This window comes from Aquimarina longa SW024 (assembly GCF_001401755.1).
Classification (GTDB): domain Bacteria; phylum Bacteroidota; class Bacteroidia; order Flavobacteriales; family Flavobacteriaceae; genus Aquimarina; species Aquimarina longa.
On record NZ_KQ474103.1, the window covers coordinates 209,656 to 236,202 of the forward strand.

31 protein-coding genes and 1 pseudogene are annotated in these 26,547 nt (G+C 31.1%); 28 read left to right on the forward strand and 4 right to left on the reverse strand.

Features of this window, described 5'->3' with window-relative positions; all coding sequences use genetic code 11:
* The first annotated feature begins 361 nt into the window (after nucleotides 1–361).
* Nucleotides 362–874, forward strand: coding sequence for a signal peptidase II (gene lspA, locus N456_RS18615; RefSeq protein WP_240315554.1), 513 nt, complete (start codon nucleotides 362–364; stop codon nucleotides 872–874).
* Nucleotides 871–1,476 carry a carboxymuconolactone decarboxylase family protein gene (locus tag N456_RS18620; RefSeq protein ID WP_062060416.1) on the forward strand — a complete coding sequence of 202 codons (606 nt, stop codon included), beginning with the start codon at nucleotides 871–873 and terminating at the stop codon, nucleotides 1,474–1,476. The genes lspA and N456_RS18620 overlap by 4 nt, the downstream gene beginning before the upstream one ends.
* Nucleotides 1,477–1,661: 185 nt before the next feature.
* Here N456_RS18620 and glyA read toward each other — a convergent pair whose 3' ends face one another.
* Nucleotides 1,662–2,936, reverse strand: a complete 1,275-nt coding sequence (gene glyA / locus N456_RS18625) for a serine hydroxymethyltransferase (protein WP_062060418.1) — start codon at nucleotides 2,934–2,936, stop codon at nucleotides 1,662–1,664.
* A gap of 300 nt (nucleotides 2,937–3,236) precedes the next feature.
* Here glyA and fahA point away from each other — a divergent pair, with 300 nt between their 5' ends.
* The 4 genes from fahA (at nucleotide 3,237) to N456_RS18645 (ending at nucleotide 6,287) form a co-directional block, all read left to right on the forward strand.
* The gene (fahA, locus tag N456_RS18630; protein ID WP_062060419.1) at nucleotides 3,237–4,517 is read left to right on the forward strand and encodes a fumarylacetoacetase; all 1,281 of its coding nucleotides are present in this window, start codon (nucleotides 3,237–3,239) and stop codon (nucleotides 4,515–4,517) included.
* A 276-nt stretch (nucleotides 4,518–4,793) separates the two neighbouring features.
* Entirely contained in the window at nucleotides 4,794–5,393 is a 600-nt protein-coding gene (locus N456_RS18635) for a Crp/Fnr family transcriptional regulator (RefSeq protein WP_062060421.1), read from the forward strand.
* 149 nt (nucleotides 5,394–5,542) lie between these two features.
* A complete protein-coding gene (locus N456_RS18640) occupies nucleotides 5,543–5,824 on the forward strand; it encodes a hypothetical protein (protein WP_062060423.1) in 282 nt (93 codons plus the stop codon).
* Nucleotides 5,825–5,915: 91 nt separating this feature from the next.
* Entirely contained in the window at nucleotides 5,916–6,287 is a 372-nt protein-coding gene (locus tag N456_RS18645; protein ID WP_338021434.1) for a group III truncated hemoglobin, read from the forward strand.
* Here N456_RS18645 and ytxJ read toward each other — a convergent pair.
* Complete coding sequence (gene ytxJ / locus N456_RS18650; RefSeq protein WP_062060427.1) at nucleotides 6,284–6,679, reverse strand: bacillithiol system redox-active protein YtxJ; 396 nt, start codon at nucleotides 6,677–6,679, stop codon at nucleotides 6,284–6,286. The genes N456_RS18645 and ytxJ overlap by 4 nt on opposite strands.
* Nucleotides 6,680–6,884: 205 nt before the next feature.
* Between ytxJ and clpB the strand changes: the two genes are divergently transcribed.
* From clpB to N456_RS18675, 6 genes are all read left to right on the forward strand, one after another.
* A complete protein-coding gene (gene clpB, locus N456_RS18655; RefSeq protein ID WP_062060429.1) occupies nucleotides 6,885–9,485 on the forward strand; it encodes an ATP-dependent chaperone ClpB in 2,601 nt (866 codons plus the stop codon).
* Between the two features lie 237 nt (nucleotides 9,486–9,722).
* Nucleotides 9,723–10,352 carry a hypothetical protein gene (locus tag N456_RS18660; protein ID WP_062060431.1) on the forward strand — a complete coding sequence of 210 codons (630 nt, stop codon included), beginning with the start codon at nucleotides 9,723–9,725 and terminating at the stop codon, nucleotides 10,350–10,352.
* A gap of 188 nt (nucleotides 10,353–10,540) precedes the next feature.
* Nucleotides 10,541–11,137 (forward strand): TetR/AcrR family transcriptional regulator, encoded by a 597-nt coding sequence (locus tag N456_RS18665; protein WP_062060433.1) that lies wholly within the window; start codon nucleotides 10,541–10,543, stop codon nucleotides 11,135–11,137.
* Nucleotides 11,138–11,193: 56 nt separating this feature from the next.
* Entirely contained in the window at nucleotides 11,194–11,676 is a 483-nt protein-coding gene (locus N456_RS18670; RefSeq protein WP_062060435.1) for an acyl-CoA thioesterase, read from the forward strand.
* 56 nt (nucleotides 11,677–11,732) lie between these two features.
* Nucleotides 11,733–11,858, forward strand: coding sequence for a hypothetical protein (locus N456_RS25195; RefSeq protein ID WP_262482857.1), 126 nt, complete (start codon nucleotides 11,733–11,735; stop codon nucleotides 11,856–11,858).
* Between the two features lie 59 nt (nucleotides 11,859–11,917).
* On the forward strand, nucleotides 11,918–12,427 hold the full coding sequence (locus tag N456_RS18675) for a SixA phosphatase family protein (RefSeq protein ID WP_062060437.1): 510 nt from the start codon (nucleotides 11,918–11,920) through the stop codon (nucleotides 12,425–12,427).
* Here N456_RS18675 and N456_RS18680 read toward each other — a convergent pair.
* Nucleotides 12,424–13,176: a DUF6503 family protein gene (locus tag N456_RS18680; protein ID WP_062060439.1), complete on the reverse strand. Its 753-nt coding sequence runs from the start codon at nucleotides 13,174–13,176 to the stop codon at nucleotides 12,424–12,426. The genes N456_RS18675 and N456_RS18680 overlap by 4 nt on opposite strands.
* 260 nt (nucleotides 13,177–13,436) lie before the next feature.
* Here N456_RS18680 and N456_RS18685 point away from each other — a divergent pair, with 260 nt between their 5' ends.
* Together N456_RS18685 and smpB are read left to right on the forward strand one after the other, a co-directional pair.
* On the forward strand, nucleotides 13,437–13,787 hold the full coding sequence (locus N456_RS18685; RefSeq protein ID WP_062060441.1) for a DUF3887 domain-containing protein: 351 nt from the start codon (nucleotides 13,437–13,439) through the stop codon (nucleotides 13,785–13,787).
* A 102-nt stretch (nucleotides 13,788–13,889) separates the two neighbouring features.
* Nucleotides 13,890–14,348 carry an SsrA-binding protein SmpB gene (gene smpB / locus N456_RS18690; protein ID WP_062060443.1) on the forward strand — a complete coding sequence of 153 codons (459 nt, stop codon included), beginning with the start codon at nucleotides 13,890–13,892 and terminating at the stop codon, nucleotides 14,346–14,348.
* Nucleotides 14,349–14,363: 15 nt separating this feature from the next.
* Here smpB and N456_RS18695 read toward each other — a convergent pair whose 3' ends face one another.
* Complete coding sequence (locus tag N456_RS18695; protein ID WP_062060445.1) at nucleotides 14,364–15,005, reverse strand: protein-L-isoaspartate(D-aspartate) O-methyltransferase; 642 nt, start codon at nucleotides 15,003–15,005, stop codon at nucleotides 14,364–14,366.
* Between the two features lie 367 nt (nucleotides 15,006–15,372).
* Between N456_RS18695 and N456_RS25060 the strand changes: the two are divergent.
* The 14 genes and pseudogenes from N456_RS25060 to N456_RS18760 all read left to right on the forward strand — a co-directional run.
* Nucleotides 15,373–15,465 (forward strand): annotated as a pseudogene (locus N456_RS25060) (endonuclease/exonuclease/phosphatase family protein); the annotation flags it as partial.
* A 344-nt stretch (nucleotides 15,466–15,809) separates the two neighbouring features.
* Nucleotides 15,810–16,283, forward strand: a complete 474-nt coding sequence (locus N456_RS18700) for a hypothetical protein (RefSeq protein ID WP_062060447.1) — start codon at nucleotides 15,810–15,812, stop codon at nucleotides 16,281–16,283.
* Nucleotides 16,284–16,634: 351 nt separating this feature from the next.
* Nucleotides 16,635–18,470 carry a type VI secretion system tube protein TssD gene (gene tssD, locus N456_RS18705; protein ID WP_062060449.1) on the forward strand — a complete coding sequence of 612 codons (1,836 nt, stop codon included), beginning with the start codon at nucleotides 16,635–16,637 and terminating at the stop codon, nucleotides 18,468–18,470.
* Nucleotides 18,463–19,032 (forward strand): hypothetical protein, encoded by a 570-nt coding sequence (locus N456_RS18710; RefSeq protein ID WP_062060452.1) that lies wholly within the window; start codon nucleotides 18,463–18,465, stop codon nucleotides 19,030–19,032. The genes tssD and N456_RS18710 overlap by 8 nt, the downstream gene beginning before the upstream one ends.
* 106 nt (nucleotides 19,033–19,138) lie before the next feature.
* Entirely contained in the window at nucleotides 19,139–19,435 is a 297-nt protein-coding gene (locus tag N456_RS18715) for a hypothetical protein (protein WP_062060453.1), read from the forward strand.
* Nucleotides 19,428–20,015: a hypothetical protein gene (locus tag N456_RS18720; protein WP_062060455.1), complete on the forward strand. Its 588-nt coding sequence runs from the start codon at nucleotides 19,428–19,430 to the stop codon at nucleotides 20,013–20,015. The genes N456_RS18715 and N456_RS18720 overlap by 8 nt, the downstream gene beginning before the upstream one ends.
* Before the next feature lie 380 nt (nucleotides 20,016–20,395).
* Complete coding sequence (locus N456_RS18730; RefSeq protein ID WP_062060459.1) at nucleotides 20,396–20,977, forward strand: hypothetical protein; 582 nt, start codon at nucleotides 20,396–20,398, stop codon at nucleotides 20,975–20,977.
* A 69-nt stretch (nucleotides 20,978–21,046) separates the two neighbouring features.
* A complete protein-coding gene (locus N456_RS18735; RefSeq protein ID WP_062060461.1) occupies nucleotides 21,047–21,346 on the forward strand; it encodes a hypothetical protein in 300 nt (99 codons plus the stop codon).
* Entirely contained in the window at nucleotides 21,339–21,911 is a 573-nt protein-coding gene (locus N456_RS18740; protein ID WP_148639378.1) for a hypothetical protein, read from the forward strand. The genes N456_RS18735 and N456_RS18740 overlap by 8 nt, the downstream gene beginning before the upstream one ends.
* Nucleotides 21,912–22,216: 305 nt before the next feature.
* Nucleotides 22,217–22,351, forward strand: a complete 135-nt coding sequence (locus N456_RS25200; protein ID WP_262482858.1) for a hypothetical protein — start codon at nucleotides 22,217–22,219, stop codon at nucleotides 22,349–22,351.
* A gap of 354 nt (nucleotides 22,352–22,705) precedes the next feature.
* Nucleotides 22,706–23,671 (forward strand): Gfo/Idh/MocA family protein, encoded by a 966-nt coding sequence (locus tag N456_RS18745; protein ID WP_062060465.1) that lies wholly within the window; start codon nucleotides 22,706–22,708, stop codon nucleotides 23,669–23,671.
* A gap of 50 nt (nucleotides 23,672–23,721) precedes the next feature.
* Nucleotides 23,722–24,609 (forward strand): 3-hydroxybutyryl-CoA dehydrogenase, encoded by an 888-nt coding sequence (locus N456_RS18750; RefSeq protein ID WP_062060467.1) that lies wholly within the window; start codon nucleotides 23,722–23,724, stop codon nucleotides 24,607–24,609.
* 32 nt (nucleotides 24,610–24,641) lie between these two features.
* Complete coding sequence (locus N456_RS18755; RefSeq protein WP_062060469.1) at nucleotides 24,642–25,268, forward strand: M23 family metallopeptidase; 627 nt, start codon at nucleotides 24,642–24,644, stop codon at nucleotides 25,266–25,268.
* Nucleotides 25,268–26,506 carry a DUF1015 domain-containing protein gene (locus N456_RS18760; RefSeq protein WP_062060471.1) on the forward strand — a complete coding sequence of 413 codons (1,239 nt, stop codon included), beginning with the start codon at nucleotides 25,268–25,270 and terminating at the stop codon, nucleotides 26,504–26,506. The genes N456_RS18755 and N456_RS18760 overlap by 1 nt, the downstream gene beginning before the upstream one ends.
* Nucleotides 26,507–26,547 lie beyond the last annotated feature (41 nt).

A 26,547-nucleotide genomic window follows, 5' to 3' on the forward strand; every position in this document is an offset into this window, starting at 1 on the left:
TTTTTAAAATAACATATATTGATAAATCACTTGGTTTTCGGAAAAATCAACAACCTCGGAACAAGCTCAAGAGGTATGTTTCTGAAAAAAATATTTTGATGTCGAGGCAAGCCTCAGAAATTAAACCCTCAATGAGAGATTAAAACCTATTTAATTGCTCTAATGTAAGTATATCTCAACTATGTAACAAATTATATAGCTGTCGAGTTATTAAAAATACCTCGTACTGACTAGTTTTAAAAATATCATAATAAGATCTTATCTTTTATAAACATATCTCTAAAAAATATCTAAATTATTAAGGTTTTAAAAAGTTCCTATTATATTTGAAAAATACTGTATCATTAATTTAAAATTTAAAATGAAGGTTACACAAAAAATAAAATTCATATTCTTACTATTTTTGATTTCACTAAATAGTAGTTGTGATCAGGTTTCAAAAAATATCGTGCGACAACACATTGAACCGAATGGATATATAGAAGTCATTAAAAACAAGCTTATACTTACTAAAGTAGAAAATACCGGAGCAGCATATAGTCTAGGTAGTAACTTAACTCCATTTCTAAAAATACTTTTATTACAGATATTTCCTATCATCATTTTAGGAGTCTTATTAAGACAATTATTCATCAAAACTGATTATTCTAAAGAAACCAACATCGGTTTTGCTTTTATTATTGGTGGCGGTATTGGAAACCTTTTTGATCGTATTATGTATGGGTCTGTTACCGATTTTTTAATTTTAGATCTAGGAATCATAAAAACTGAAATATTTAATCTTGCTGATGTTTCCATTATGCTCGGAACTATCTTAATATTATTTAGTACTTTATTGCATCACAAAAAATCTTTATTTAAATACAAAAAATGAGTTGGATAAAAAAAATAGCATACACAGAAGCAACTGGTCGATTAAAGAAAATATATGATCGTGTTAAAGGCCCTAATAATACAATCGATAATGTATTATCCATACATAGTCTACGCCCCCACACACTTATAGGGCATATGGGACTGTATAAAAATGTATTACACAACTCTAACAATACATTACCAAAATGGTATCTCGAAACTCTTGGTGTTTATGTTAGTAACTTAAATCAGTGTAGCTATTGTGTAGACCATCATTCTATGGGATTAAAACGCTTATTAAATGATGACACTAAATTTCAGGAAATTATGTCTAGCATCTCTAATGACAAAACCTCTCAGTATTTTACGGATCAATACCTATCGGGATTACAATATGCTAAGCAACTAACCCTATCCCATCACACAATAACAGAATCGGATATTCATAAACTTAGAGAACAACAATTATCTGATGGGGAAATATTAGAAATCAATCAGGTAGTTAGTTATTTTAATTATGTAAACAGAACTGTAGTTGGTTTAGGAGTTAATACTGATGGTGATATCATTGGTCTATCACCAAATAATAGTGATGATGCGGAGAATTGGAGTCATTCATAAGAGATCTAATCATTAGAAAAGTGAAAAACTTCAGTCGGTTAAGAAATAGTGTATAAATCTAAAACGTAAATAATACAAAGACCGCCTAACTATTTTTTTTTCTACACATATATAAAAATTAAAAACCATCTAAAATAAATTATTATTAGATGGTCTTTTTTTTATTAGTATTTTAAAGAATAGGGTTATCCTACAAACAACGGTTTATCAGCCATCATTGCATTAACCTCATTAGCAATATTATGTAATGCTTCTTCATTTTCTACATTAAGAATTACTTTATCTATTAATTCTACAATTGTTAGCATATCACCTTCTTTTAAACCTCTGGTTGTTACCGCAGAAACTCCAATACGAATTCCTGAGGTTACAAATGGAGACTTATCATCAAATGGTACCATGTTCTTATTTACAGTAATCTCAGCAACACCTAAAGCTTCTTCTGCTTGTTTACCTGTTACTCCTTTGCTTCGTAAATCAATTAACATCATATGATTATCCGTTCCTCCAGAGATCACATCATATCCTTTTTTTACAAATGCTTCTGCCATAACTGCTGCATTTTTCTTTACCTGCACAATATAATGTAAAAATTCATCTGTCAATGCTTCTCCAAATGCGATTGCTTTAGCTGCAATAATATGCTCTAAAGGCCCTCCTTGATTACCAGGAAATACAGCACTATCAAATATAGAAGACATCATACGTTTTTTACCACTCTTTAGAGTAATCCCAAAAGGGTTTTCAAAATCTTCGCCCATTAATATCAGACCACCTCTTGGTCCTCGTAATGTTTTATGAGTCGTAGTAGTCACTACATGACAATGTGGTACAGGGTCAGAAATCACGCCTTTTGCGATCAAACCAGCTGGGTGAGCTATATCTGCAAAAAGAATTGCTCCTACACTATCTGCTATCTCTCTAAATTTCTTATAATCAATCTCTCTAGAATATGCTGATGCACCCGCAATAATCATTTGTGGTTTTTCTGCCGTAGCTATTTCTTGAATCTTATCATAATTTAATTTTCCGGTCTCTTTCTCTACTCCATAAAAAACAGGATTATATAATTTTCCTGAAAAATTAACAGGGGATCCATGAGTTAGATGTCCTCCATGAGAAAGATCAAAACCTAATATTTTATCTCCTGGTTTAAGACAAGCATGATATACTGCTGTATTAGCTTGTGAACCAGAGTGAGGTTGTACATTAGCATATCCTGCTCCAAATAATTCTTTAGCTCGATCTATAGCAATTTGCTCAATCACATCTACTACAGCACACCCCCCGTAATAGCGTTTACCAGGATATCCTTCGGCATATTTATTCGTTAATACAGATCCAGCAGCTTCCATTACTTGTTCACTCACAAAGTTTTCTGAAGCAATAAGTTCTAATCCGTTTATTTGACGTTCTTTTTCGTCCTGAATTAAATCAAAAATTTGTTCGTCGCGTTGCATGAATTGATAATTTATTTAATAAGGACGTAAAAATAGGAAATCCATTCTTTAAATTAGCTCAAATAGCAAGTAATAAATTAAGAATATTATACTTTATAATAAACACACCTATACGTCTCTCTATAAAGTTATTGTCATAAAACATATTCTTAGAAACAGCATATTTATACTTGATTACGTAATAGGAATACCGTATATTAAGGTTATTTAAAATATTTTTCACATAATTAAAAACCATTAACCATTCGAAAATTATATATTTGATTATAAAAATTGTCTAAAACACATAAATTAATAATAATGCCCATAACTGCAAACTACCCAGATAGAAAAACATGGATTGAAACCCCTCTCAATACAGATTTCCCTATACAGAATATTCCTTTTGGAGTATTTCTAACAAGAGATGATATCATAACTATAGGTACTAGAATAGGTAATACAGCTATTGATCTTGGTGCCCTACACCAATTAGGTTATTTTGAAGGAATCCCATTAACCGATGACATCTTTTTACAAGATTCTTTGAATGATTTTATTTCTGATGGAAAAAAAACATGGAGATTGGTTCGTAATAGAATTGCTGATATTTTTGATGCAAAAAATAATACGCTAAAAAATAATGAAAAACACAGGCAAGAAGTTTTATTTGCTCTTAATGAAATAGAAATGCAACTTCCTGTTAATGTGGGTGATTATACCGATTTTTATAGCAGTATAGAACATGCTACAAATGTAGGAACCATGTTTAGAGGTAAAGAAAATGCTTTAATGCCTAATTGGTTACATATGCCTGTTGGGTATCATGGGCGAAGTAGTTCAATTATCCCATCAGACATTCCTATACATCGACCACAGGGTCAAAAATTAATTAATGGTGCTACAGAACCTATATTTGGTCCTTCAAGATTAGTTGATTTCGAACTTGAAATGGCATTTATAACTACAGATGCTAATCATTTAGGAGAATCTATACCAATAGAAGAAGCAGAAGATTATATATTCGGTTTAGTTTTATTTAATGACTGGAGTGCTAGAGATATTCAAAAATGGGAATACGTCCCTCTTGGTCCATTTTTAGGTAAAAACTTTGCGTCATCTATATCACCTTGGATTGTAACTCTTGATGCTTTAGAACCCTATAGAACAGAAAGTCCAAAACCATTAAAAAAGCAACTTCCGTACTTACAATATAAAGGAAAGAAAAGTTTTGATATAAATCTAGAAGTCGCTATTCAACCAGAAAAAGCAATAGAAACTATAGTTTCTAAAAGTAATTTCAAATATATGTATTGGAATATGGCGCAACAACTTACCCACCATACCGTAAATGGGTGTCCTGTTAACTCTGGAGATTTAATGGGTAGTGGAACATTATCTGGTCCCACACCAAGTTCTTATGGGTCAATGTTAGAACTAAGCTGGCGTGGAGAAAAACCGGTACAACTTAATGAAGGTGGTAATCGTAAGTTTATTGAAGATAACGATACTGTAATCATGAGAGGGTATTGTGAAAAATCAGGAGTCCGAATTGGATTTGGAGAAGTTTCTACCAAATTACTACCTGTTTTTAAAAAATAACTATACAAAAAAAGCCTTGAAATTAATTTTTTGAGGCTTTTTTATATAAAAGTACTCAGATATAAAATCAACAATTCCAGATCAACCCCACAAGAGTAGGTTTCTAAAAAATATTTTAATTTAGAAACAAGCTTTAGGGAACTAATTCCCCCAATGAGCAATTAAAATAATGAAAGGCAATACGTTTTCATTAGAGACTTACCAAAATATTCAATCTTGTAGTAATACAAAACGCTTATACTACTATATCTATTAATCCTATATCATATCCATAATATGATCGATCATCAAAAATTACTCGATTCAGGAGCAGTGCTTAAAAAATATAAACGAGGAGAATTTCTATTTCAAGAAGGTACTATTGCCCGTTATTATTATCAGGTTTATTTTGGTGAAATTAAAATGAATAATTATAATCAAGAAGGGAAAGAATATATACAAGGTATTTTTACTAAAGAAAAAAGTTTTGGAGAACCTCCTTTATTTGCAGATTTTAAATATCCTGCTAATGCAGAGGCTATTACTGATTCTGAGGTTTGGCAATTACCTAAAGAACAGTTTTTAAAACTTCTGGAAAAAAACCCCGAAATTCATCATAAATTTACTAGTACTCTCGCTTTGCGTCTATATTATAAAGCAATTATGGTTTCAGAAATATCTACTCAAGAACCAGAACATCGTATTCTCAGAATTCTCGATTATCTAAAAAACAATAGCACTACTACTATAGAAGTAGATACCACCTATAAAGTAGAACTTACACGACAACAACTTGCAGATCTTACAGGATTACGAGTAGAAACCGTGATTAGGAGTATCAAAAAGTTAGAACAAAAAGGTGAGCTTTTTATTAAAGATAGAAAAGTATATCGATAACTGCCTTTTTTATACACCTTACACATATAGATCTTAAATTAAATAACAACTATATTCCACAACTTAAATAAGTATGACTCTTATGATTAAGATCATAAAATAATACCCTCTTCTTAAAATATCTTTGAACAACATTAAAATTTTATACTATGTATTCAAAGTTATTAAACGATTTTAAAGAAATGTACATGGCATACATTCCATTGATGATTATTCTATCCAGTTGTTTAGGGTCTATTGCTGCAATGTACATTTTAATGCAAGAAAGGTCTTTTTCACAAGTTATAGAACTATCTCTCTGCGTAATTATATGTATGGTATTTAATGCTTCAATTCTTGCTCAGATGAAAGCAAAATTTATATTTAATCTACTAATTGCTAGTTTAGGAATAAACAGTGTTTTAATCCTTATCAATATGATTTTTCACTAATTTTATTATCTATTCTATGGAAACTGCTGTAAAAAATGACATTCAAAATAGAAATGACATATATATCCTAATCACTACCTTTTATAAAAAAGTGAGAACAGAAAAAAAACTCGGACCAATCTTTAATCATATGATTAAAGATTGGGACAAACATATCAATAAACTGACTGATTTTTGGGAAACTAACCTTCTATTTACTGCAAAGTATAAAGGTAACCCTATCAAAGTCCATCAAGAAGTAGATATTGCTTTTAACGGCTCTATAAATGAAATACATTTTGGTATATGGCTCAATCTATGGACTCAGACGCTAAATCAATTATATAGTGGACAAAATGTAGAACTTGCAAAAAGAAGAGCTCGAAAAATGGCTACTCATTTACACATAAAAATGTTTGAATCCAGAGCTACAGAAAAAATATCATGTCCCTTTCTTAAAGAAAAAGATAATACTATTTTCTAAATAAACTCATGTAATACCTGTGGTGTAATCGCACTATGCGAAGAATGATGTACTGCAATTCCATTTTTAATAATTATAAACTGCGGAGACTCATGAAATACCTGAAATTTAGCAGCAACCTCAGACGATACATCACGATAATTTAATAAATCAAGATAGTGTAAATCTAGTTGATCTTCTGTAAGATCAAAACTATTTTCAAAATTACGAATCACCATTCTACTAATACCACAACGTGTAGAATGCTTAAAAATAGCCTGTATTTTTGTTTTTGAAGCCTTAGCAATACCATCTAATTGACTAACCTCAGTAAGCCCTTGCCAAGGCAATGCTTTCTTTTCTTCTTTAGATTCTTTTTCTTCTGATCCAAATATTTTATTAAAAATTCCCATCTTTTTACCTTATGCTATATTGATTACAAACTTAATCAAATGATTTTTAAAATTAACTATAATCATGTATTGGTCGTGATAAATTCTTTAACTTTACATTAAGCCAAAAAGTCAGTAAAACAAAGCGTTTTCAAGACATTTTGACACACAACTATACTCGGAATATTATTTGATTTATCTAGTATGAAACTCAAAATAAAAAATTATGAATTTGAATAATTTCACTATAAAATCCCAAGAAGCTATACAACAAGCACAACAACTTGCACAAAGTTTCGGGCATCAACAAATAGAAAATGAGCATATTTTTAAAGCTATTTTTAATGTAGATGAAAATGTCTTACCATTTTTATTAAAAAAGCTAAATGTAAATATCAATCTTTTACAACAAGTTCTAGATAGTACTTTAGAAAGTTTTCCTAAAGTTAGCGGTGGAGAAATTCAACTATCAAGAGAAGCAGGAAAATCCTTAAATGAGGCAAATACTATTGCCAAAAAGATGAATGATGAATATGTCTCTATTGAACATCTCGCAATCGCTATCTTTAAATCCAAAAGTAAGATATCACAGATACTAAAAGATCAAGGAGTTACAGAAAAACATCTAATAGAAGCTATTAATGAAATCAGAAAAGGAGAACGAGTAACATCACAAAATGCAGAAGAAACCTATCAAGCATTAAGTAAATACGCAAAAAACCTTAATGAAATGGCCGAAAACGGAAAATTAGACCCCGTTATTGGTCGAGATGAAGAAATTCGAAGAATCTTACAGATCCTTTCTCGTCGTACCAAAAATAACCCAATGCTTGTCGGTGAACCAGGAGTTGGTAAAACTGCTATAGCAGAAGGATTAGCACACCGAATTATTGCTGGTGATATCCCAGAAAATCTAAAAAACAAACAGATTTTCTCTTTAGACATGGGGGCACTGATAGCAGGCGCCAAATTTAAAGGAGAGTTTGAAGAACGCCTTAAATCAGTAGTCAAAGAAGTTACAACGAGTGATGGAGATATTGTACTGTTTATTGATGAAATCCATACTCTAGTAGGTGCAGGAGGTGGTCAGGGAGCAATGGATGCTGCCAATATATTAAAACCAGCATTGGCAAGAGGTGAACTTCGTGCTATTGGAGCCACAACATTAGATGAATATCAAAAGTATTTTGAAAAAGATAAAGCACTAGAAAGGCGTTTTCAGAAAGTAATCGTTGATGAACCCGATACAGAAAGTGCTATATCAATACTTAGAGGGATTAAAGAAAAATATGAAACGCATCATAAAGTACGTATCAAAGATGAAGCTATCATTGCTGCTGTAGAATTATCCCAACGTTATATTACCAATAGATTTTTACCCGACAAAGCAATTGATTTAATGGACGAAGCTGCTTCTAAATTAAGAATGGAAATTAATTCTAAACCTGAAGAACTTGACGTACTGGATCGAAAAATCATGCAACTAGAAATTGAAATCGAGGCCATAAAACGAGAAAATGATGAAACTAAACTAAAGACTCTGAATAATGATCTTGCCAATATTAAAGAAGAACGTAATGAGATCTTTTCTAAATGGCAAAGTGAAAAACAAGTGGTTGACGCCATACAAAATGCAAAAACTGATATCGAAGAATATAAACTTGAAGCAGAACGAGCTGAGCGTAATGGAGATTATGGAAAAGTTGCAGAACTACGATACGGAAAAATAAAAGAAGGACAAGAAAAGTTAGATGCATTACAAAAACAATTAAACGAGCAACAAAGTAAATCTTCTCTTATCAAAGAAGAAGTTACTAATGATGATATTGCAGAAGTAGTCGCTAAATGGACTGGTGTACCTGTAACAAAAATGTTGCAGAGTGATCGCGAAAAACTATTAGTATTAGAAAAAGAATTACAAAAACGTGTCGTCGGACAAACCGAAGCAATACAAGCCGTTAGTGATGCTGTACGAAGAAGTAGAGCTGGTTTACAAGATCAAAAAAAACCAATAGGATCATTTTTATTTCTTGGTACTACTGGAGTAGGAAAAACAGAACTAGCAAAAGCTCTGGCTGATTATCTTTTTAATGACGAAAATGCTATGACCAGAATAGATATGAGCGAATATCAAGAACGTCATGCAGTAAGTAGATTAGTGGGAGCACCTCCTGGATATGTCGGATATGATGAAGGAGGGCAATTAACTGAAGCTGTTCGAAGAAAACCATACTCTGTAGTACTATTAGATGAAATCGAAAAAGCACATCCAGATACATTTAATATCTTATTACAAGTACTAGATGAAGGTCGATTGACCGATAATAAAGGTAGAACTGCTGATTTTAGAAATACAATTATTATTATGACCAGTAATATAGGAAGTCATATCATACAAGAAAAATTCAAAACCATAATAGATATGGATACCGCTATGGAAACTGCAAAAATTGAAGTTTTGAATACCTTAAAACAAGCTGTTCGACCTGAATTTCTAAACAGAATAGATGATGTTATTATGTTTTCTCCTCTTACCAAAAACAATATAAAAGAAATTGTAAAACTTCAATTAAAACAAGTTTCTAAAATGTTAACAGAACAACATATTGTACTTGATGCTACAGAACAAGCTATAATATATCTTTCTGAAAAAGGTTTTCAACCAGAATTTGGAGCAAGACCAGTAAAACGTACTATCCAAAAAGAAGTATTAAATAAACTCTCAAAGGAAATCATAGCAGGAAAAATTTCTACCAAAAGTATCATTCTACTAGATGAGTTTGATAATAGTTTAGTTTTTAGAAATCAAGCTGATTTAGTTTCTTAACTAAAAACTAAAACACATAACTAAACTCAAAAAAATATTACCTCATAATCATCATGCAAGACAATCAGTTTGAAAAATAAATTGATTGTCTTATTTTTTTAAACAAAAATTAATAGCCAAAAATTTTGCAAAAAAACAGAGGTTACGGTTTTACCGTAAATATTAACAAAATAATTCTTATATAGTTAATAACTAAATAAAGAAAGAAATCAGGTTTTTAAGTACATTGCCATCATAATGAAACTATTAACTGTATTATTGTTTATTTTAATCTCTTGTACCTCTTTGGCTCAAAGCCAAAAAAGTACCCTATATGATATTAAAAATAAATATCAACTAATCAAAGAGTTGATAAATACAAATACACTTAGACAATATTACACTGACTATCAGCACGATAAATCTGTAAAAAACGGATCACTTACTTTTTATTTTAATAGTAGCGAATTAAAACATATCATTCATAAATATACTCAGGGGAATACACAATATAAAGATGAATACTATATATGGGATGATCAGTTATTTTTTCAATATTCTACAACTAAAATAAAGTATACTGATTATGAAAAAAAAACATATCAGAAAAAACGTAAATTAATAAACATAACATTAACTATTGAAGAACGTTTTTATTTTAAAAATAGAAATACGATAAAGTGTCAGTTTAAAAGTTTTGAAAACAGAAGTAATAACCCTAACAAAATCAAAACAAATTATGTTTCAAACATTGACATTGAATGCAATCAAGCACAAAATGTTTTGAAAAAATTTGATTTATTATTTGAGTTTCAAAAAACAGAAATTGGGGATCCTTGTAATCTCCCAAAAAGTATTACAATCACTTCACCTTTAGATCAGAACTAAATTCTCTTTACTAATTTTTTTTTGTTTTATAGTAAAGCTTTTTTTTAGAAACATCCCAAGATTTCTTATATAAAAACAAATTAAGAAGTATACTCACTTCTCCTCTTTAGAAAAAAACAATATAAAAACACAATTAAATAATATACCAATTGGTATATTATTTAATATATTATACTTAATTTAGTAAAATGCTTACAAAATCTGAACAAACAACAGAGTTTATTATCCAAACGGTAGCACCAATATTTAATAAGAATGGATATGCTGCAACAAGCCTTAGTGATATAACCAAAGCTACTGGACTTACAAAGGGAGCTATTTATGGAAATTTTAAAAACAAAGAAGAACTTTCTATTGCAGCATTTGATACCACCGTTAAGAACATGCTTAGACGTATTAATACGCATCAATCCACAAGCGATTCCCCTTTAGAAAAACTACTCCTAATCACTGATTTTTATAGAAACTATTATAATTATAGTCAAGAATTAGGAGGTTGTCCTGTTTTAAATATGGGAGTAGATGCTAAACATCAAAATCCCTTACTACTAGAGCGAGTAAAATATACAATAACAAAAGTTCAGAATAATCTGGCAAAGATTATTGAAGCTGGTCAAGAACTCCAAGAAATACATACTAAAATAGCTCCTTTACTGTATGCAAAAAGAGTATATACTATGATAATTGGCGCTATTTTTATGACACATACTATGGAAGATAACAATTATCTTCTCGAAACAATGAATCAAATTGATATTATAATTTATAAAGAATTAAAGCGATAATCTTTTTTTTAACTAAAAATATACCAAACGGTATATTAAAAAACAATACCTATATTATGGAACTACCTAAAGTACTAGAAAGTAAAGCTAAGATACGATTTCAGGATTGCGACCCTTTTAATCATCTTAATAATGCTGCTTATATTAATTATATGATTAATGCTCGTGAAGATCAAATTGAAAAACACTACAATCTTGATATTTTTAAACTAGCAAAAACTAAAGGTGTAAGCTGGGTCGTTGGTACAAACCAGATTGCATACCTAAAACCTGTTTTGTTAATGGAAAATATTACTATTGATTCACAACTCATAAAATATCATGAAAACCAACTTCATGTAGAAATTAGAATGTGGAACCATGATAAAACGGAACTCAAAGCTGTATTGTGGAGCTCTTTTGTCCACTTTAATTTACTAAAACAAAAACGCTGGAATCATGACCAACAACTTATGGAATTATTTAAAAAAATAGTCAATCCTGTTACAGCAAATAATTTTGAAGAAAGAATTTTACAACTAAAACCACAAAAAGTGTAACATTTACTGTTTTCTATCGTCTTATATTTTTACATTAATCATTTAAACTAAGCCATATGAAATCTTCTGACGATTTAGACTCTTCTAATAAAAATAGAAGTCTCTATATTTATATAGGTTTTTTTATCATAGCAATACTATCTATGGGTATCGTTGCTTGGCAAATGGGAATGTTAGAATAATGTAATCAGGTATAAAAACAGAACTAGTGTTTTTATACCTGATATTATAAAATTAATTAATGAAACTCTTAGTAACTGTATTCATTTTTCTTTTTTCTCTACCTAGTAGTTCACAGAACAATACACTATCCGAAGCAACAACAACTTATTTTTTTATAAGACATGCTGAAAAAGAATTAAGTGATCCAAATAATAAAGATCCTAACCTTACTAAACAAGGAAAGATCCGTGCAGAAAACTGGGCAAAAATACTAACAGATACCAAAGTTGACCTTGTATATACTACTGATTATAATAGAACGCAAGAAACTGCAAAACCTATCGCAAAAAGTAAAAATCTATCCCTAAGTTTTTACAATCCTCGGAATCTAAATGATCTACAATTTCAGAAAGCAACTAAAGGAAAAACTGTAGTAATTGTAGGACATAGCAATACAACTCCATCCTTTGTAAATAAAATTATTGGTAAAGAAAAATATATGCCTATTAACGAAAAAAATTATAGTAAGTTATTTATTATAAAAATCACAGGTAATATAATTACCGATACAGTACTTATCATAAATTAACAACAATCTTTATATACATAAACATAGATATCCTCCAATAGTATTTCTGAGAGTAGTTTCAACTGATTTTTTTCATACAATTTATCTAACTGTTTTAACGGCAATGCCAGATTATCTGTTTTATAATTTTTATAATCCACAAAACGTATCCCATTTACAACCCTTGGGTTGTACGCCTTTCTAAAACGTATTCCGCCTCCATTTACGGCATATTTATAAGCTAAATAATCTACTGTAAAATCTTCTTTATGTATCCAATATAAAAATTCATCTTCAAAATCAGTTCCCCCTCCTTCTTGATCGAAAATTACTTTAATTTTATAGTATCCTTTCCCCTCTATTATAGACTCCCCTACCAATTCTTTATGCACCGCAGAAGCATTAAGTCCATAAGGCAAATTAGCAAAATAATGTACTGAGTTAACACCATCACTAATTTTGGTCACCATAGAATCCACTACTTTTACAGAACAATTATCAAGAGTACGAATCAAACCAGAATTACTTACCACATCATTAATTACACCATTAGGAGTATCTATAAACCGCTCTAGTGTATATCTCCCATCCTTTTTTCTATTACTACTATACTGTTTTTTTCTAAAAGTAAAATGTATTACCGAATTATCATACCTAGATCCGCCTGCCACTTCTATTGTCTTTTCTACAATCTCCTGAGCAGAAAATTCAGTAAAAGCCATCGTAAATAAACAAAAAACAAATAATAACACTATATAGTAACGTTGCATAAAATTCTTTTTTAGTCTAATTAATCTTTCTTTTGTGATAATATATAACAGTTTTAATCAATAACTTCAGAGAACTTTCTCCTCAATAAGAGATTAAACTTAATCGATAGATTATCTACATATAGACGAAAAATAAGTCTCATACTTACTTATTAAGTATATAATTTTCGAAATATTTTTTATAGGAATCATTACTATTTTTTTTAAGTTTAAAAAAAGATAATTAATTTGCGGCTCTTAATCCCCTTAATAAAAATATTATGAAATTCATACTACTACTTGTAATCTGCTTTACAGCACAATCGATCTTAGCTCAGGACGCAACAGCATATGAAAATATAACAAAAAAATTTCAGGAGAATTATAATGCTCAAGATGTAGAAGCTATTTTTAATATGTATACTACTGAATTGCAAGAATCTATGACTAAAGAAGGTGTTAATCAGTTTGTAAAAGGGTGCTACGAACAATTTGGGAATCTAAAAAATATAATTTTTATAGAAACTACAGAAGGTGTATATAGTTATACTGCAGAATTTGATAAATCAAAATTATCAATGGATCTACAACTCGATACAAATCATAAGATATCAACCATACAGTTTTTATAGTCATACCGATAAAAAAATAATCAATACTAATACAAAGCTTTCTTTTCGAGAAAGCTTTGTATTTTTGTAGTTATTTATAAAAAGTACTTCGAACACCGATACATGAATCCAAATAAAATTAATATACAAAATCGTAAAGCTAAATTCGAATACGAATTTCTTGATAACTATACTGCAGGGATTAAACTAGCCGGTACCGAGATAAAAGCCATACGAGAAGGAAAAGCTAGTATTGCAGAAAGTTTTTGTGAATTTAATAATAGCGAGCTTTTTGTTATTAATATGCATATCGAAGAGTATTCTCATGCAACTTACTTTAACCATAACCCAAAAAGTGAGCGAAAACTATTACTCAATAAGAAAGAACTAAAAAAACTTGAGAAAGAAGTAAAAAACTCTGGATTAACCATTATTCCCACACGATTATTTATAAATGATCGTGGATTAGCTAAACTTAATATTGTTCTTGCTCGTGGTAAGAAAATGTATGATAAAAGAGAAACAATCAAAGATCGCGATAATAAAAGAGCGCTTGATCGTATTAAAAAAGATTACAAGTAAATACTGCTATACATTTTAATTTTTATTCTCTAATAAGGGTACGAATCTAAACTCTCCGAATTCATGTTTTTCAAATGCTGTTTCACTTTTACGTATAAACAATGTCATGATTTGCTTATCATTACCTACAGGGATTACTAAACGCCCATTGATTTTTAATTGACTTAATAATGGCTTAGGAACATAAGGCGCTCCTGCAGTAACAATAATAGCAGCATAGGGAGCATGTTCTATCAATCCTTTATATCCATCACCAAAAGACAACCGTTTAGGTCTATACCCTAACTTAGATAAAAATAGTTTTGTCTTTTTAAATAACTCTTGTTGTCTTTCTATACTATAGACTTTAAGCCCTAGTTCGCATAAAACTGCGGTTTGATATCCAGACCCTGTACCTATCTCTAATACAGTATCCCCTCTACTTACCTGTAATAATTCACTCTGAAACGCAACCGTATACGGCTGAGAAATCGTTTGATCCGCAGCAATCGGAAAAGCTTTATCCTGATATGCATGATCTTCGAAACCAGAATCGATAAATAAGTGCCTAGGAATTTTATCTATTGCAGCTAATACATTTTTATCTTTAATTCCTTTTTTGATTAAAACATCTACTAATTGCTTTCTCTTTCCGGCATGTCTAAGGGTATCTTTCACTATTCTATAGGTTATTTAGCAGGCTAAAATTACATAAACATTTCATTGGTTTAATTTTTTTATCCCGAAAATATCACAAAAATATACCGAATTACTCATAACTACCACATTATAAAATCATGATCTAATATTATAACAATAGAAGTATTGGTTTCTTTTAGGATTTTATAGACAGCCATACCAATAATCTCTAGCAAAAATCTCAAGAAGAACCCGAAAAACCATCCCACCAGTTAGAACTCTTCTAAGTTATACTTTTTTTAAACCCTAAAAACAACATAAAATACAGTATACCAATATCATAAAATAAATATACTGTAAATCCTAGATAAAAATATAATTTTGAAAAGCAATTCACAACGGAGAGTATCCATTTCGTAGTTTTGCTAATGGTACTTTTACAGGTGGGTATAGTGATCATTTTCCTGTATACCTATATCTTATCAAAGAAAAAAGGTGATCAGAAGATCACCTTTTTTCTTTAACATGATATATTTTATATTAATTTGCTCCTATCTGAGGGTATGCTACATTAAATTGATTTTCAAAAGTTGATCCTTCTGGGATTTTCTGAGCTGTACCTCCTTCTACACTAAACGCTCCATCTCCATTATCACATACTTCAATACGCTACACAACCATTTTTATCTAATAGAAAATCAGCATATTCCGTTTAAGGGAATTTTCCCCATAGTGTAAAAAAGATTTTCTATTCTAGTATAATCCCTTATTTTTGAGGTAGAATATACATAGTAATAACCACTTAATACAATCATTACTAATTTACACAAAAATCAATATTACATGAGAAATGTTATCGAAGACTTACTAACTCAAGAAGAAAGACAAAAAGCAGAACATCTAGTAACACAGCTAGAGTCCATTTTTATAGACAAGCTATCTGCCCTAACCGAAAAACAACGTAGTAGCTATAAAGCCATTAACGAAACCAATAAACTATTTGTTAACAAAGTATGGGATTACAGACAGCGCAGTAGTACACTAAGTTCCCCCGATGTAGACTGGCAAGAGTTTGAAAAAGATTATAACGCCAGAATCTATGCAGAGAATCTCTTAGGGCGTTTACATAGTATTACCTATCGCTTAGAGAGCACCAAGATACTACACGATTACGACAATTACCAAGATGCATTAAATGACTACGCTTACTCACAGTATAGCAGAGGTGCAGGTAAGGCAGGATTTACAGAAAAAGTAGCAGAACTTAAGCAGTTCTTTGCCCGTACCAAAAAAATCAATACCGAACCAGAGGAGTAACCCTCCATTTAGCAAGATATACGCTCTGCTGCGTCAAAAAGACGTTCCGTTTAGCAAAAAAGACGAAGTTTTTAGCTTACTGTATTAAAAAATTAACCTTTGTCGTTAAAATTTCAACACATTTAGTCAAAATTTTAACTCAAAGGGTTAAAAAATAAGCAAACCCAGCCAAACACTTCGTCAAAAAGACGCTCAGGAACGTCAAAAAGACGCACCACATCCTCCCCATGGTTAAACAGTGCATAGAATTGTCTAAAAATAAAGTCATGATCATTAAAAATCCCCACCCTAATGATTAAAGCTTTATAAACCAATACCAATATCTCTTATAAACCTAATCAAAAAACAGCAATGTCTACACAGCACACTACTAGATTCTATATAGACGGTCATAGCCTACCCGTACTAGCATATAGAGAAATCATACAACAACAAACCAATTATAACGGCATGCCCTCTAGTATACCATACGGCAGTGGCATCTATCAATTAGTAGTCCCCGATATAGGCAGATGGACACACCTACTCGACAATTGGGCACTATCCCCCACCATGCGAAAAGAATGTAAGATAGAAACCCAATCCATACAAGGCACTACAATGTTTAAAACCCTAGAGCTATGGGATACCTACTGTACTCGCCTAGAGTATCAAGATGGTGGATACGATGGAGCAATCTATACTCTAACACTATCAGCTGCCACCGTAATCCGTAATGGAGAGGTCATCACCTCTAAGTGGTGGCGTATAAAAGATCCTAATACAAGAAATGAACCTATACAGCAAGCAGAAGAGCTAAATCCACAGATCGTTAGAGGATGGTGGAGCTATGATCAGCAAGGAGAAGAAGTGTATAATTTTGCCGATAAAACTACAGATGTCATCCCACTAGGAGATACTATGTATTTTAATGTACAAACAGACGATATCCCTGTAGGAGAAACTATAGAACTACAATTATTTGATTATGATCATTTTTTTTGGGTAGATAGACTTAATGCAGATACCTCCAAATTTCCTAATGACCCTGTCACAAAAACCGCTACCGTAGACAGTCGTGGCATCGCATCTGTAGCATTGGTACTTAATGAAAAATGGGAACCAGTAATAGATGACGACCATGATGATGTTATCGATCTAGACCATACCATAGAACTCTACTGGCAGGTACGCTACGATAATCCCTCTAACAATCCCATAAAAAGAGAACTTCCAGCAGGTAAAAGTGATTACCTACGGGTAGGATATAGTGATAGAACATTATATTTTAAACCAGCTGTTATAGGGCACAATCTACCAGAATTTATTGCACACGATGGCAGCCCACTACTATTTATGAAATCGGCAACACAGCAAATTGTAAAAGGAAGAATAAAGGCTAAAACAGCCGTAAAAGATAAAATAGTAACAGGTATAAACAAGGCTATAGACAAGCGTATAAGTAACATTGCACTGGCAAAACTAGAAAGAGGAAATATGGTGGTCAATACCGGAAAAGTATACACCAATCCTAAAGCAGGTATTTATAATAAAAACCTTTATACCAATGATGGAAAGCTTCTTACAGATATAAAAATTCGAAAAAACTTTGGGTTTAGACAAGGTGACAACCTTACAACTACCAAAGGATTAAGCCAGTACGATTATTTTTCTCAATCAGGAGCAAGAGTAAAAATATTAGGGCTTTTAAAACAAATAGGAAGTACGATAAGTTTCTTTGATTTGTTTAAATTTGGGATGGATGAAGAAGAAGCAGGTACAAACCCCTTAGCCATACAAGGTATAGCAGGATTAGGAGGATTAGGAGCAACAATAGCATTAGCCTTTGATGTTGCAGGGATACTGATACAACCTATAAAAGCAGAATGGGATGAGGCATTGGATATGGCAATAGAAGAAGAACTAGAGATTGCAAAAACTAAAGGATTAAATGCGGTACGACAATTTGTAAATGCGTATAGCCATACCAAAGCCCATAAATGGGAACTTATGGCTCTCTCTAAAGAAACCGCTAATAAAATGCTAAAAGGGGAATTTAGAACGTTTGAGGAATTAGAGAATTTTGAGTCTAATTTGGAATCTTACGATAATTCAAGAACAAGAGTAGAAATACTTTATAGAATATCGAAAAAGACTAATAGGAATATCAACAATTATATAATAGAAACCATTTTTATAGATGAATAAACTAGTTGTATTAGTTATAGTTCTAATTTTTACTACAATCGGGTGCAGGAATAAAAAAGAAATTCTTTATTATTTCGAACAATCAAATCCTGTTATTATAAAACTAGGGAGAAAACACAATAAGATATTTAGAGTGAATATTCCTGTAGGATTAACTGTTTCGAATAAATCTATTAGTAAAAAATCTTTTATTACAATAGATTATAAGTATAGCCCATATAAAAAAGGTATTGGAGAAGATATCTACAAATATTCTGATGGAAAAAGTATCAAAATAAAAAATAACGAAGAGAAAATTATTTCTTCATACTCATCAAATAAGTATATTATCTATTCTAGGTATAGATTAGATTCAACAAAGGTAACCCAAGATCAGTTTAAGCCTTATATAGAAAAAATGTTATCAGAAAACAAAGACACGTTACATATCGGTACAGTAACTGAGTTTAAGCAAAAGCATAAAGTATTATTTGAGAAACTAACCAAAAACGATAGTATTTCTATACAGTTTTTAGATGGTAAAAAACTAGGAGAACGAATAACAGTGCCTGTAGAATGGTAGTACATTTTTACACTTATAATTTCTGTCTAAGAGTATTGGTGTTATAATTGATATCGCAGGGATACTGATACAACCTATAAAAGCAGAATGGGACGAGGCGTTGGATATGGCAATAGAAGAAGAACTGGAGATTGCAAAAACTAAAGGATTAAATGCGGTACGACAATTTGTAAATGCCTATAACCATACCAAAGCCCATAAATGGGAACTTATGGCTGTTTCTAAAGAAACCGCTAATAAAATCCTAAAAGGAGAATTTAGAACGTTTGAAGAATTCAAAAGATTTGAAGATCAATTAGAATTTTCTAATGATACAAGGATTCAAATATTATATCGAAAAATTTATAATAAGAATAGAGAACAACAAGTTTATATAATCGAAACAATTTTTGTAGATGAGTAAAGGAAAAGTAAAAAAAATTAGTTGCTTTATAGTATCAGTATTTATCTTTTTTATAGCTTGTAATGGAAGTAAAAAAGTAATAAGCATAAAACAAAATACAAATAACTATCCTCTAATAATTAAATTGAGTAAAAAACATGAAAAAATATTTAGAATTAAAATACCTATTGAACTTGAATTAAAAAACAATTCAACTCGAAAAAAAGATTTTGTTACTATCAATTATGAGTATGGTTCTAATAAGGGAATAATGGAGTATTTATATAAGAAAACCAATAAAAAATTGATTGAAATAAAAAACAATAAAAAAAAATCAATTCGGTCAGGTAGTTTTGATAACTATATAATGTATTCCAGTCATAAATTAGATTCTACAAAATCTACTCAACAACAATTTAAACCTTATGTAGAAAAAATGCTATTAGAAAACAAAGACACGTTACATATCGGTACGGTAACTGTGTTTAAGCAAAAACATGCAGAATTATTTGAAAAACTAACGAAAAACGATAGTATTTCTATACAGTTTTTAGATGGTAAAAAACTAGGAGAACGAATAACAGTGCCTGTAGAATGGTAGTACATTTTTACACTTATAATTTCTACCTAAGAGTATTGGTGTTATAATTGATATCGCAGGGATACTGATACAACCTATAAAAGCAGAATGGGATGAGGCGTTAGAAACTTCATTAGAACATGATCTCGAAATAGCAAAAACTAAAGGGTTACAAGCTGTAAAGAATTGGGTGTTTGCGTATGGAAAAAAATCAAGACATGAAATAATAGAATTGTCTGATGACACTATAAACTTAATGCTCCAAGGTAAATTTGAAAATTTTAAGCAAGTTGACGATTTTCAAAGAGAAAAATCTGAACAAAATGTATTTCTACATGTACTCTGTAAAACTGTACAAAAAGAAAATAAAAGAGTCTATATAATTGAAACCATTTTTCATAATGAAAATTAAAAATATTTTTATACTATTAATAAGTAGTATATTCATTTTAAATTGTCAAGGAACTAAAAGCCCTATCGAAATAACACAAACAAGTGTTGATTATCCTGTTAAACTAAGGTTTAATCAAAAAACAAAACAATTAAGGTATTTATTTCTTCCTGTTGAAGTAAAGATTTTTAATAATTCCTATTTAAGTAAACAAAAATTAGAATCAGTAAGATATAAATATAGCAACACTACACATGGCGGAGGAGTAAGTTTATATAAAAAAGAAAAACAGACTCTTATAAGTGTGGGTAATGAAATTATACCTATTACAAAGGGTAAACCCATTAATTTTGTTATATCCTCTGCTCATTATATAGAACAGACTCAATGGATTCAGGATTCATTACAATCATATTTAGATGAATTATTAATTTCTAATGAAAATATAATAGAGATTGGTTCACTCGATGAGTTTAAGTCTAAATATCCCAAGGTACTTAAAGAACTTACTAAAAATGATACTATAAAATTTAATTTTGATAATCCAAAAGGTCAAGGATGGGAAGTAATTAAAATACCCGTTAAGTTTTAAGCATTAGCCTTTGATGTTGCAGGAATACTGATACAACCTATAAAAGCAGAATGGGACGAGGCGTTGGATATGGCAATAGAAGAAGAACTGGAGATTGCAAAAACTAAAGGGTTAAATGCGGTACGACAATTTGTAAATGCGTATAGCCATACCAAAGCCCGTAAATGGGAACTTATGGCTCTCTCTAAAGAAACCGCTAATAAAATCCTAAAAGGAGAATTTAGAACGTTTGAGGAACTTGAAAAATTTGAACGAAATAACGTAGAAGATACTGGTTTTTCCGAGATAGAAGTTCTTTACAGAAAAATACCTAACAAAAACAAAGATGGATATAAATATACTATTGAAACAATATTTGTTAATGAGTAAAAGGAATAAGCTTATCTTTTCTTTTAGTATAGTTTTTATGATGAGTTGCAACAGTAGCAAAGAGGTTATAAAAGTATCTGATACCAACCATCCTGTGATTCTCAGACTTAATAAAAAATACAGAAGAATATTTAGAATTAATTTACCTATAGAAGTAACACTAAATAATAACTCATTCAGAAAAAAAATCTTCATTAATATTGATTACAGTTATCATCCTTATAGAGAAGGGGTTGGGGAGGATATATATGTTTTGGATAAAGAAAAATTGATTAAGCTAAAAAACAATAAAACCAAAATACTTGAATCTTCAGAAACCACTAATTATGTGATTTATTCATGGTATAGATTAGATTCAACAAAGGTAACCCAAGATCAGTTTAAGTCTTATATAGAAAAAATGCTATCAGAAAACAAAGACACGTTACATATCGGTACGGTAACTGAGTTTAAGCAAAAACATGCAGAATTATTTGAAAAACTAACGAAAAACGATAGTATTTCTATACAGTTTTTAGATGGTAAAAAACTAGGAGAACGAATAACAGTACCTGTAGAATGGTAAAAAAGTAATAATGTATAAGCAAAAATAGGAAGTAGAGAAAAAGCACTTGCCTATGTACAAAACTCACAAGAAGTGAAGATGATTAAATCTATTAAATCAGGATTTTTCCTTATAAAAAAAGCTATTATCAATACAGTTCTTCTTTATTTTATTCTAAAAAATCACTCGAATTAACACTTTAATAAACAGTATAGCTTACCTACAACTAAGATTTAAAAAATTAGGCTAGATAACAAAAAAGACGAGATGAGGTACAAAATAAGCAAGATGACATAGTACTACAGTAGGTCATACAACACTACCAAGTGGGTAAACTGATAAACTTACGCCAATCCCCTAGTAATGAAGTACCCCAACTGACAAACGTGCAGCAAGCTTTAACAGTTGGAGTACCCAGTGGTATTTCTTTAGTAGGTAAGGGTACTTATAGAAGTGGGTAGCAATAAAAAATTTGGCAGACAAAAGCAGTACAATTGATACATCAAAGAAGGTAACATTATCAAAACATAACTAGAATAGTTGTATAACTACAATAATTTGGTTTTGATCCAAATATTTACCACTTAGAATATTATAATTAAGGTGCTCAGATAAAAACTTGTTATCCTTAATTATGCATATATCTAAATCAGCAGCATACACCATATACGTATAAAAAAAACAGGATTTAGAATTCGTTTTTATATCCTATCGATAAAAAGTCGAAACAAGTTCTACAGTAAAGTTTTACTTTTTAATATTAATTAAGATTTAAAATTTATAAATAATACTATTTTTGTGTAAAATCATAAACTATGCTCAAAGCTGGAGTAATCGGTGCGGGACACCTTGGTAAAATCCATTTACGCCTTCTACAACAATCAGAAAACTATGACCTTATTGGGTTCTACGATACGAATACTGATCAAGCAGCCTCTATAGTCAAAGAATTTGGATACCAACTATTCAACTCTATCGAAGAATTAATAGATGCCGTAGACGTTGTAGATATTGTTACGCCAACCTTTGCACATTTTGAAGTTGCAAAACAAGCGATACAAGCGGGTAAACATATATTTATAGAAAAACCTATTACCAATACTGTAGCAGAAGCCAAAGAGCTTATCGAGTTGGCAAACACCTATAAGGTAAAGGGGCAGGTGGGTCATGTAGAGCGTTTTAACCCTGCCTATACTGCTGTAGCAAGTAAGATTGAAACCCCTATGTTTATAGAAGCCCATAGACTAGCAGAGTTTAATCCCAGAGGTACAGATGTTCCTGTAGTACTAGATCTTATGATCCATGATATCGATGCTATATTAAGTGTTGTACACTCAGAGGTAAAACACATTAGTGCTAGTGGTGTTTCTGTAATTAGCGAAACTCCTGATATTGCCAATGCAAGAATAGAGTTCGAGAATGGATGTGTAGCAAATCTTACAGCAAGTAGGATCTCGCTTAAAAATATGAGAAAATCTAGATTTTTTCAGCGAGATGCATATATCTCTATTGATTTTTTCGAAAAAAAATGTGAAGTTGTCAAAATGAAAGACGCTCCAGAAACTCCCGATGATTTTGCCATGATTTTGCAAAATGCTGAAGGGATTAAAAAACAAATCTATTTTGATAATCCCGATGTACCATCTAATAATGCTATACTAGATGAATTAGATACATTTGCTATAGCAATACAGAATGACACCACCCCTATTGTATCATTAGAACAAGGAAAAAAAGCATTAGAAGTCGCATTAAAAATCATTGACTGTTTTACACATTAATACGAAGAATTCGCACACTACATTAAACAAACAAAACATATCTAATCATTATGAAAAACATTGCAGTAATCGGTGCAGGAACCATGGGTAATGGTATTGCACATACTTTTGCTCAAAAAGGTTTTAAAGTACAACTTATAGATATTTCTCAGCAATCCTTAGATAAAGGTATTGCTACAATCACCAAGAACCTGGATCGGATGATTGCTAAAGAGAAAATATCCGAAGCTGATAAAGAGGCTACACTGGGTAATATCTCTACTTTTACAACGATTAAAGAAGGTGTTGAATATGCTGAGCTTGTAGTCGAAGCTGCTACCGAAAATGTAGCACTAAAGCTTAATATATTTAAAGAGCTTAGTGAATTATGCGCTGATCATACCATTTTAGCCTCTAACACCTCATCAATATCTATTACTCAGATAGCCGCAGTGACCAATCGCCCTGAGATGGTGATAGGAATGCACTTTATGAACCCTGTACCAATCATGAAATTGGTAGAAATTATAAGAGGGTACACTACCAGTGATGAAGTTACCAATACCATCATGGAGTTGTCTAAAACATTAGGTAAAGTACCTGTAGAAGTTAACGATTACCCTGGATTTGTAGCCAATCGTATTCTAATGCCCATGATCAATGAATCTATAGAAACATTATACAATGGCGTAGCAGGGGTATCAGAAATAGATACGGTTATGAAACTAGGAATGGCACACCCTATGGGACCATTACAATTAGCAGATTTTATCGGTCTCGATGTTTGTTTATCTATTCTTAATGTAATGTATGAAGGATTTAAAAACCAAAAATATGCTCCTTGCCCTCTATTAGTAAATATGGTAATGGCAGGTAAACTAGGTGTAAAAAGTGGTGAAGGATTCTATGACTACTCAGAGAACAGAAAAGCTGAGATTGTATCAAAACAATTTCAATAGGCAACATAATTATAATATAGCTACGCAATAATATGTCTAAACTTCTGATACTAATCTTGTTTTTTGTATGTATTTCTTGTAAAAAAGACCAGCAAAAAGGTGCTTTAAGAATAAATCACCCAAAAACTGTCATACAAGATACCACTACTACTCAGGATCAGTATCAGAAGTACCCTACACTATTTACAAAAAATCCTGATTTTATAGCCTATGAGTTTGATTACCCCGTAGGAAAACCCAATGGAAAAGGATATTATAACGCACAGAAGTTTACAGAAAATAACCATTTAGGAGATGATTGGAATGGTGTTGGAGGTGGTAATACCGATCTAAGAGATCCCATCTACGCTATTGCTAATGGATATATTTTTTTTGCCAAAGATATCAAAGGAGGCTGGGGTAATGTGATAAGAATTATACATCAATATAAAGGGCAATACTATGAATCTGTATATGCACATTGTGATACTATACTGGTAGCAGAAAATACTTTTATAAAAAAAGGAGCTCAGATAGGTACCATCGGCAATGCTAATGGTATATATTATGCTCATTTACATCTAGAGATAAGAGATCATATCCTTATGGATATTGGTGGAGGATACTCAGAGAACACATCGGGATATGTAAACCCTACTGAATTTATAAATAATAATTAATGGCTAAGATTAATCCATTTAAAGCAATCCGACCAACACGAGATAAAGTCAGTTTAGTAGCCTCTAGATCCTATCAGAGCTACACTCCTTTTGAGAGAGACTCACGTATGGATTACAACCCCTACTCTTTCTTACATATTGTAAACCCAGGATATAAATATCAAAAAGAAATATCAGGAGTAGAACGCTATAAGTTGGTTCGGAATCGGTACTTAGAGTTTAAAGAAGACGAAATCTTTATGCAGGATGATAGTGCTTGTTATTATATTTACAAGATTGTAAATCGCGAACAAGAATCATTTTGTGGAATTATAGCAGCTGCTAGTGCAGAAGATTATAAAAATGATGTGATCAAAAAACATGAAGATACGATACGATATCGCGAAAACACATTTAAAGAATACCTAAAAACAGTAGGTTTTAATGCCGAACCTGTATTGCTTACCTACCCTGATAATGATACGATCACAAAAATTGTTTCGGATACGATCAAAATGAGAGCAGAATATGAGTTTACAACAACCAATCGAGACACACATTACCTTTGGAAAATAGCTAATAAAGAATCTATTACTGAAATTCAGAAAACTTTTGCTTCCATACAGACCATATATATTGCAGATGGACATCATCGTTCTGCATCGTCATACCTTTTATACGAAGATTTAAAAGCTAATAACACTAAACATAACGATAGTGAAGCCTACAATTTTTTTATGAGTTATCTGATTCCCGAATCTGATTTAAAAATTTATGAGTTCAATCGATTAATTAAAAACCTTAGTGGGTTAACCAAAGAAGAATTTTTAATTCAGTTAGATGAATGGTTTCGTATCGAAAACAGAGGAATTGAAGCCTATACCCCATCTAAAAAACATCATTTTAGTATGTACCTCGATGGAGAGTTTTATTCATTATATCTTAGAAAAACTATATATAAATTTACAGATGCGCTTGATGAACTAGATGCGCAAATTCTATATAAAACAGTCTTAAACCCTATCTTAAATATAGAAGATCTACGTACAGATACTCGTATCGACTACTCTCATGGCAAAAATGGTATTGCACATGTAAAAAGTCTAGTAGATAGTCAGGAATATAAAGTAGGCTTTGGTCTTTTTCCTGCATCTGTAGAACAAATCAAAAAAATTGCAGATGAAGGATTAACCATGCCTCCAAAAAGTACCTATATCGAACCTAAACTAAGAAGCGGAATCACGATTTATGAGTTTTGAGACGTAAGCCCTTAATCCCCGTTCTTTAACCTGAATACTAA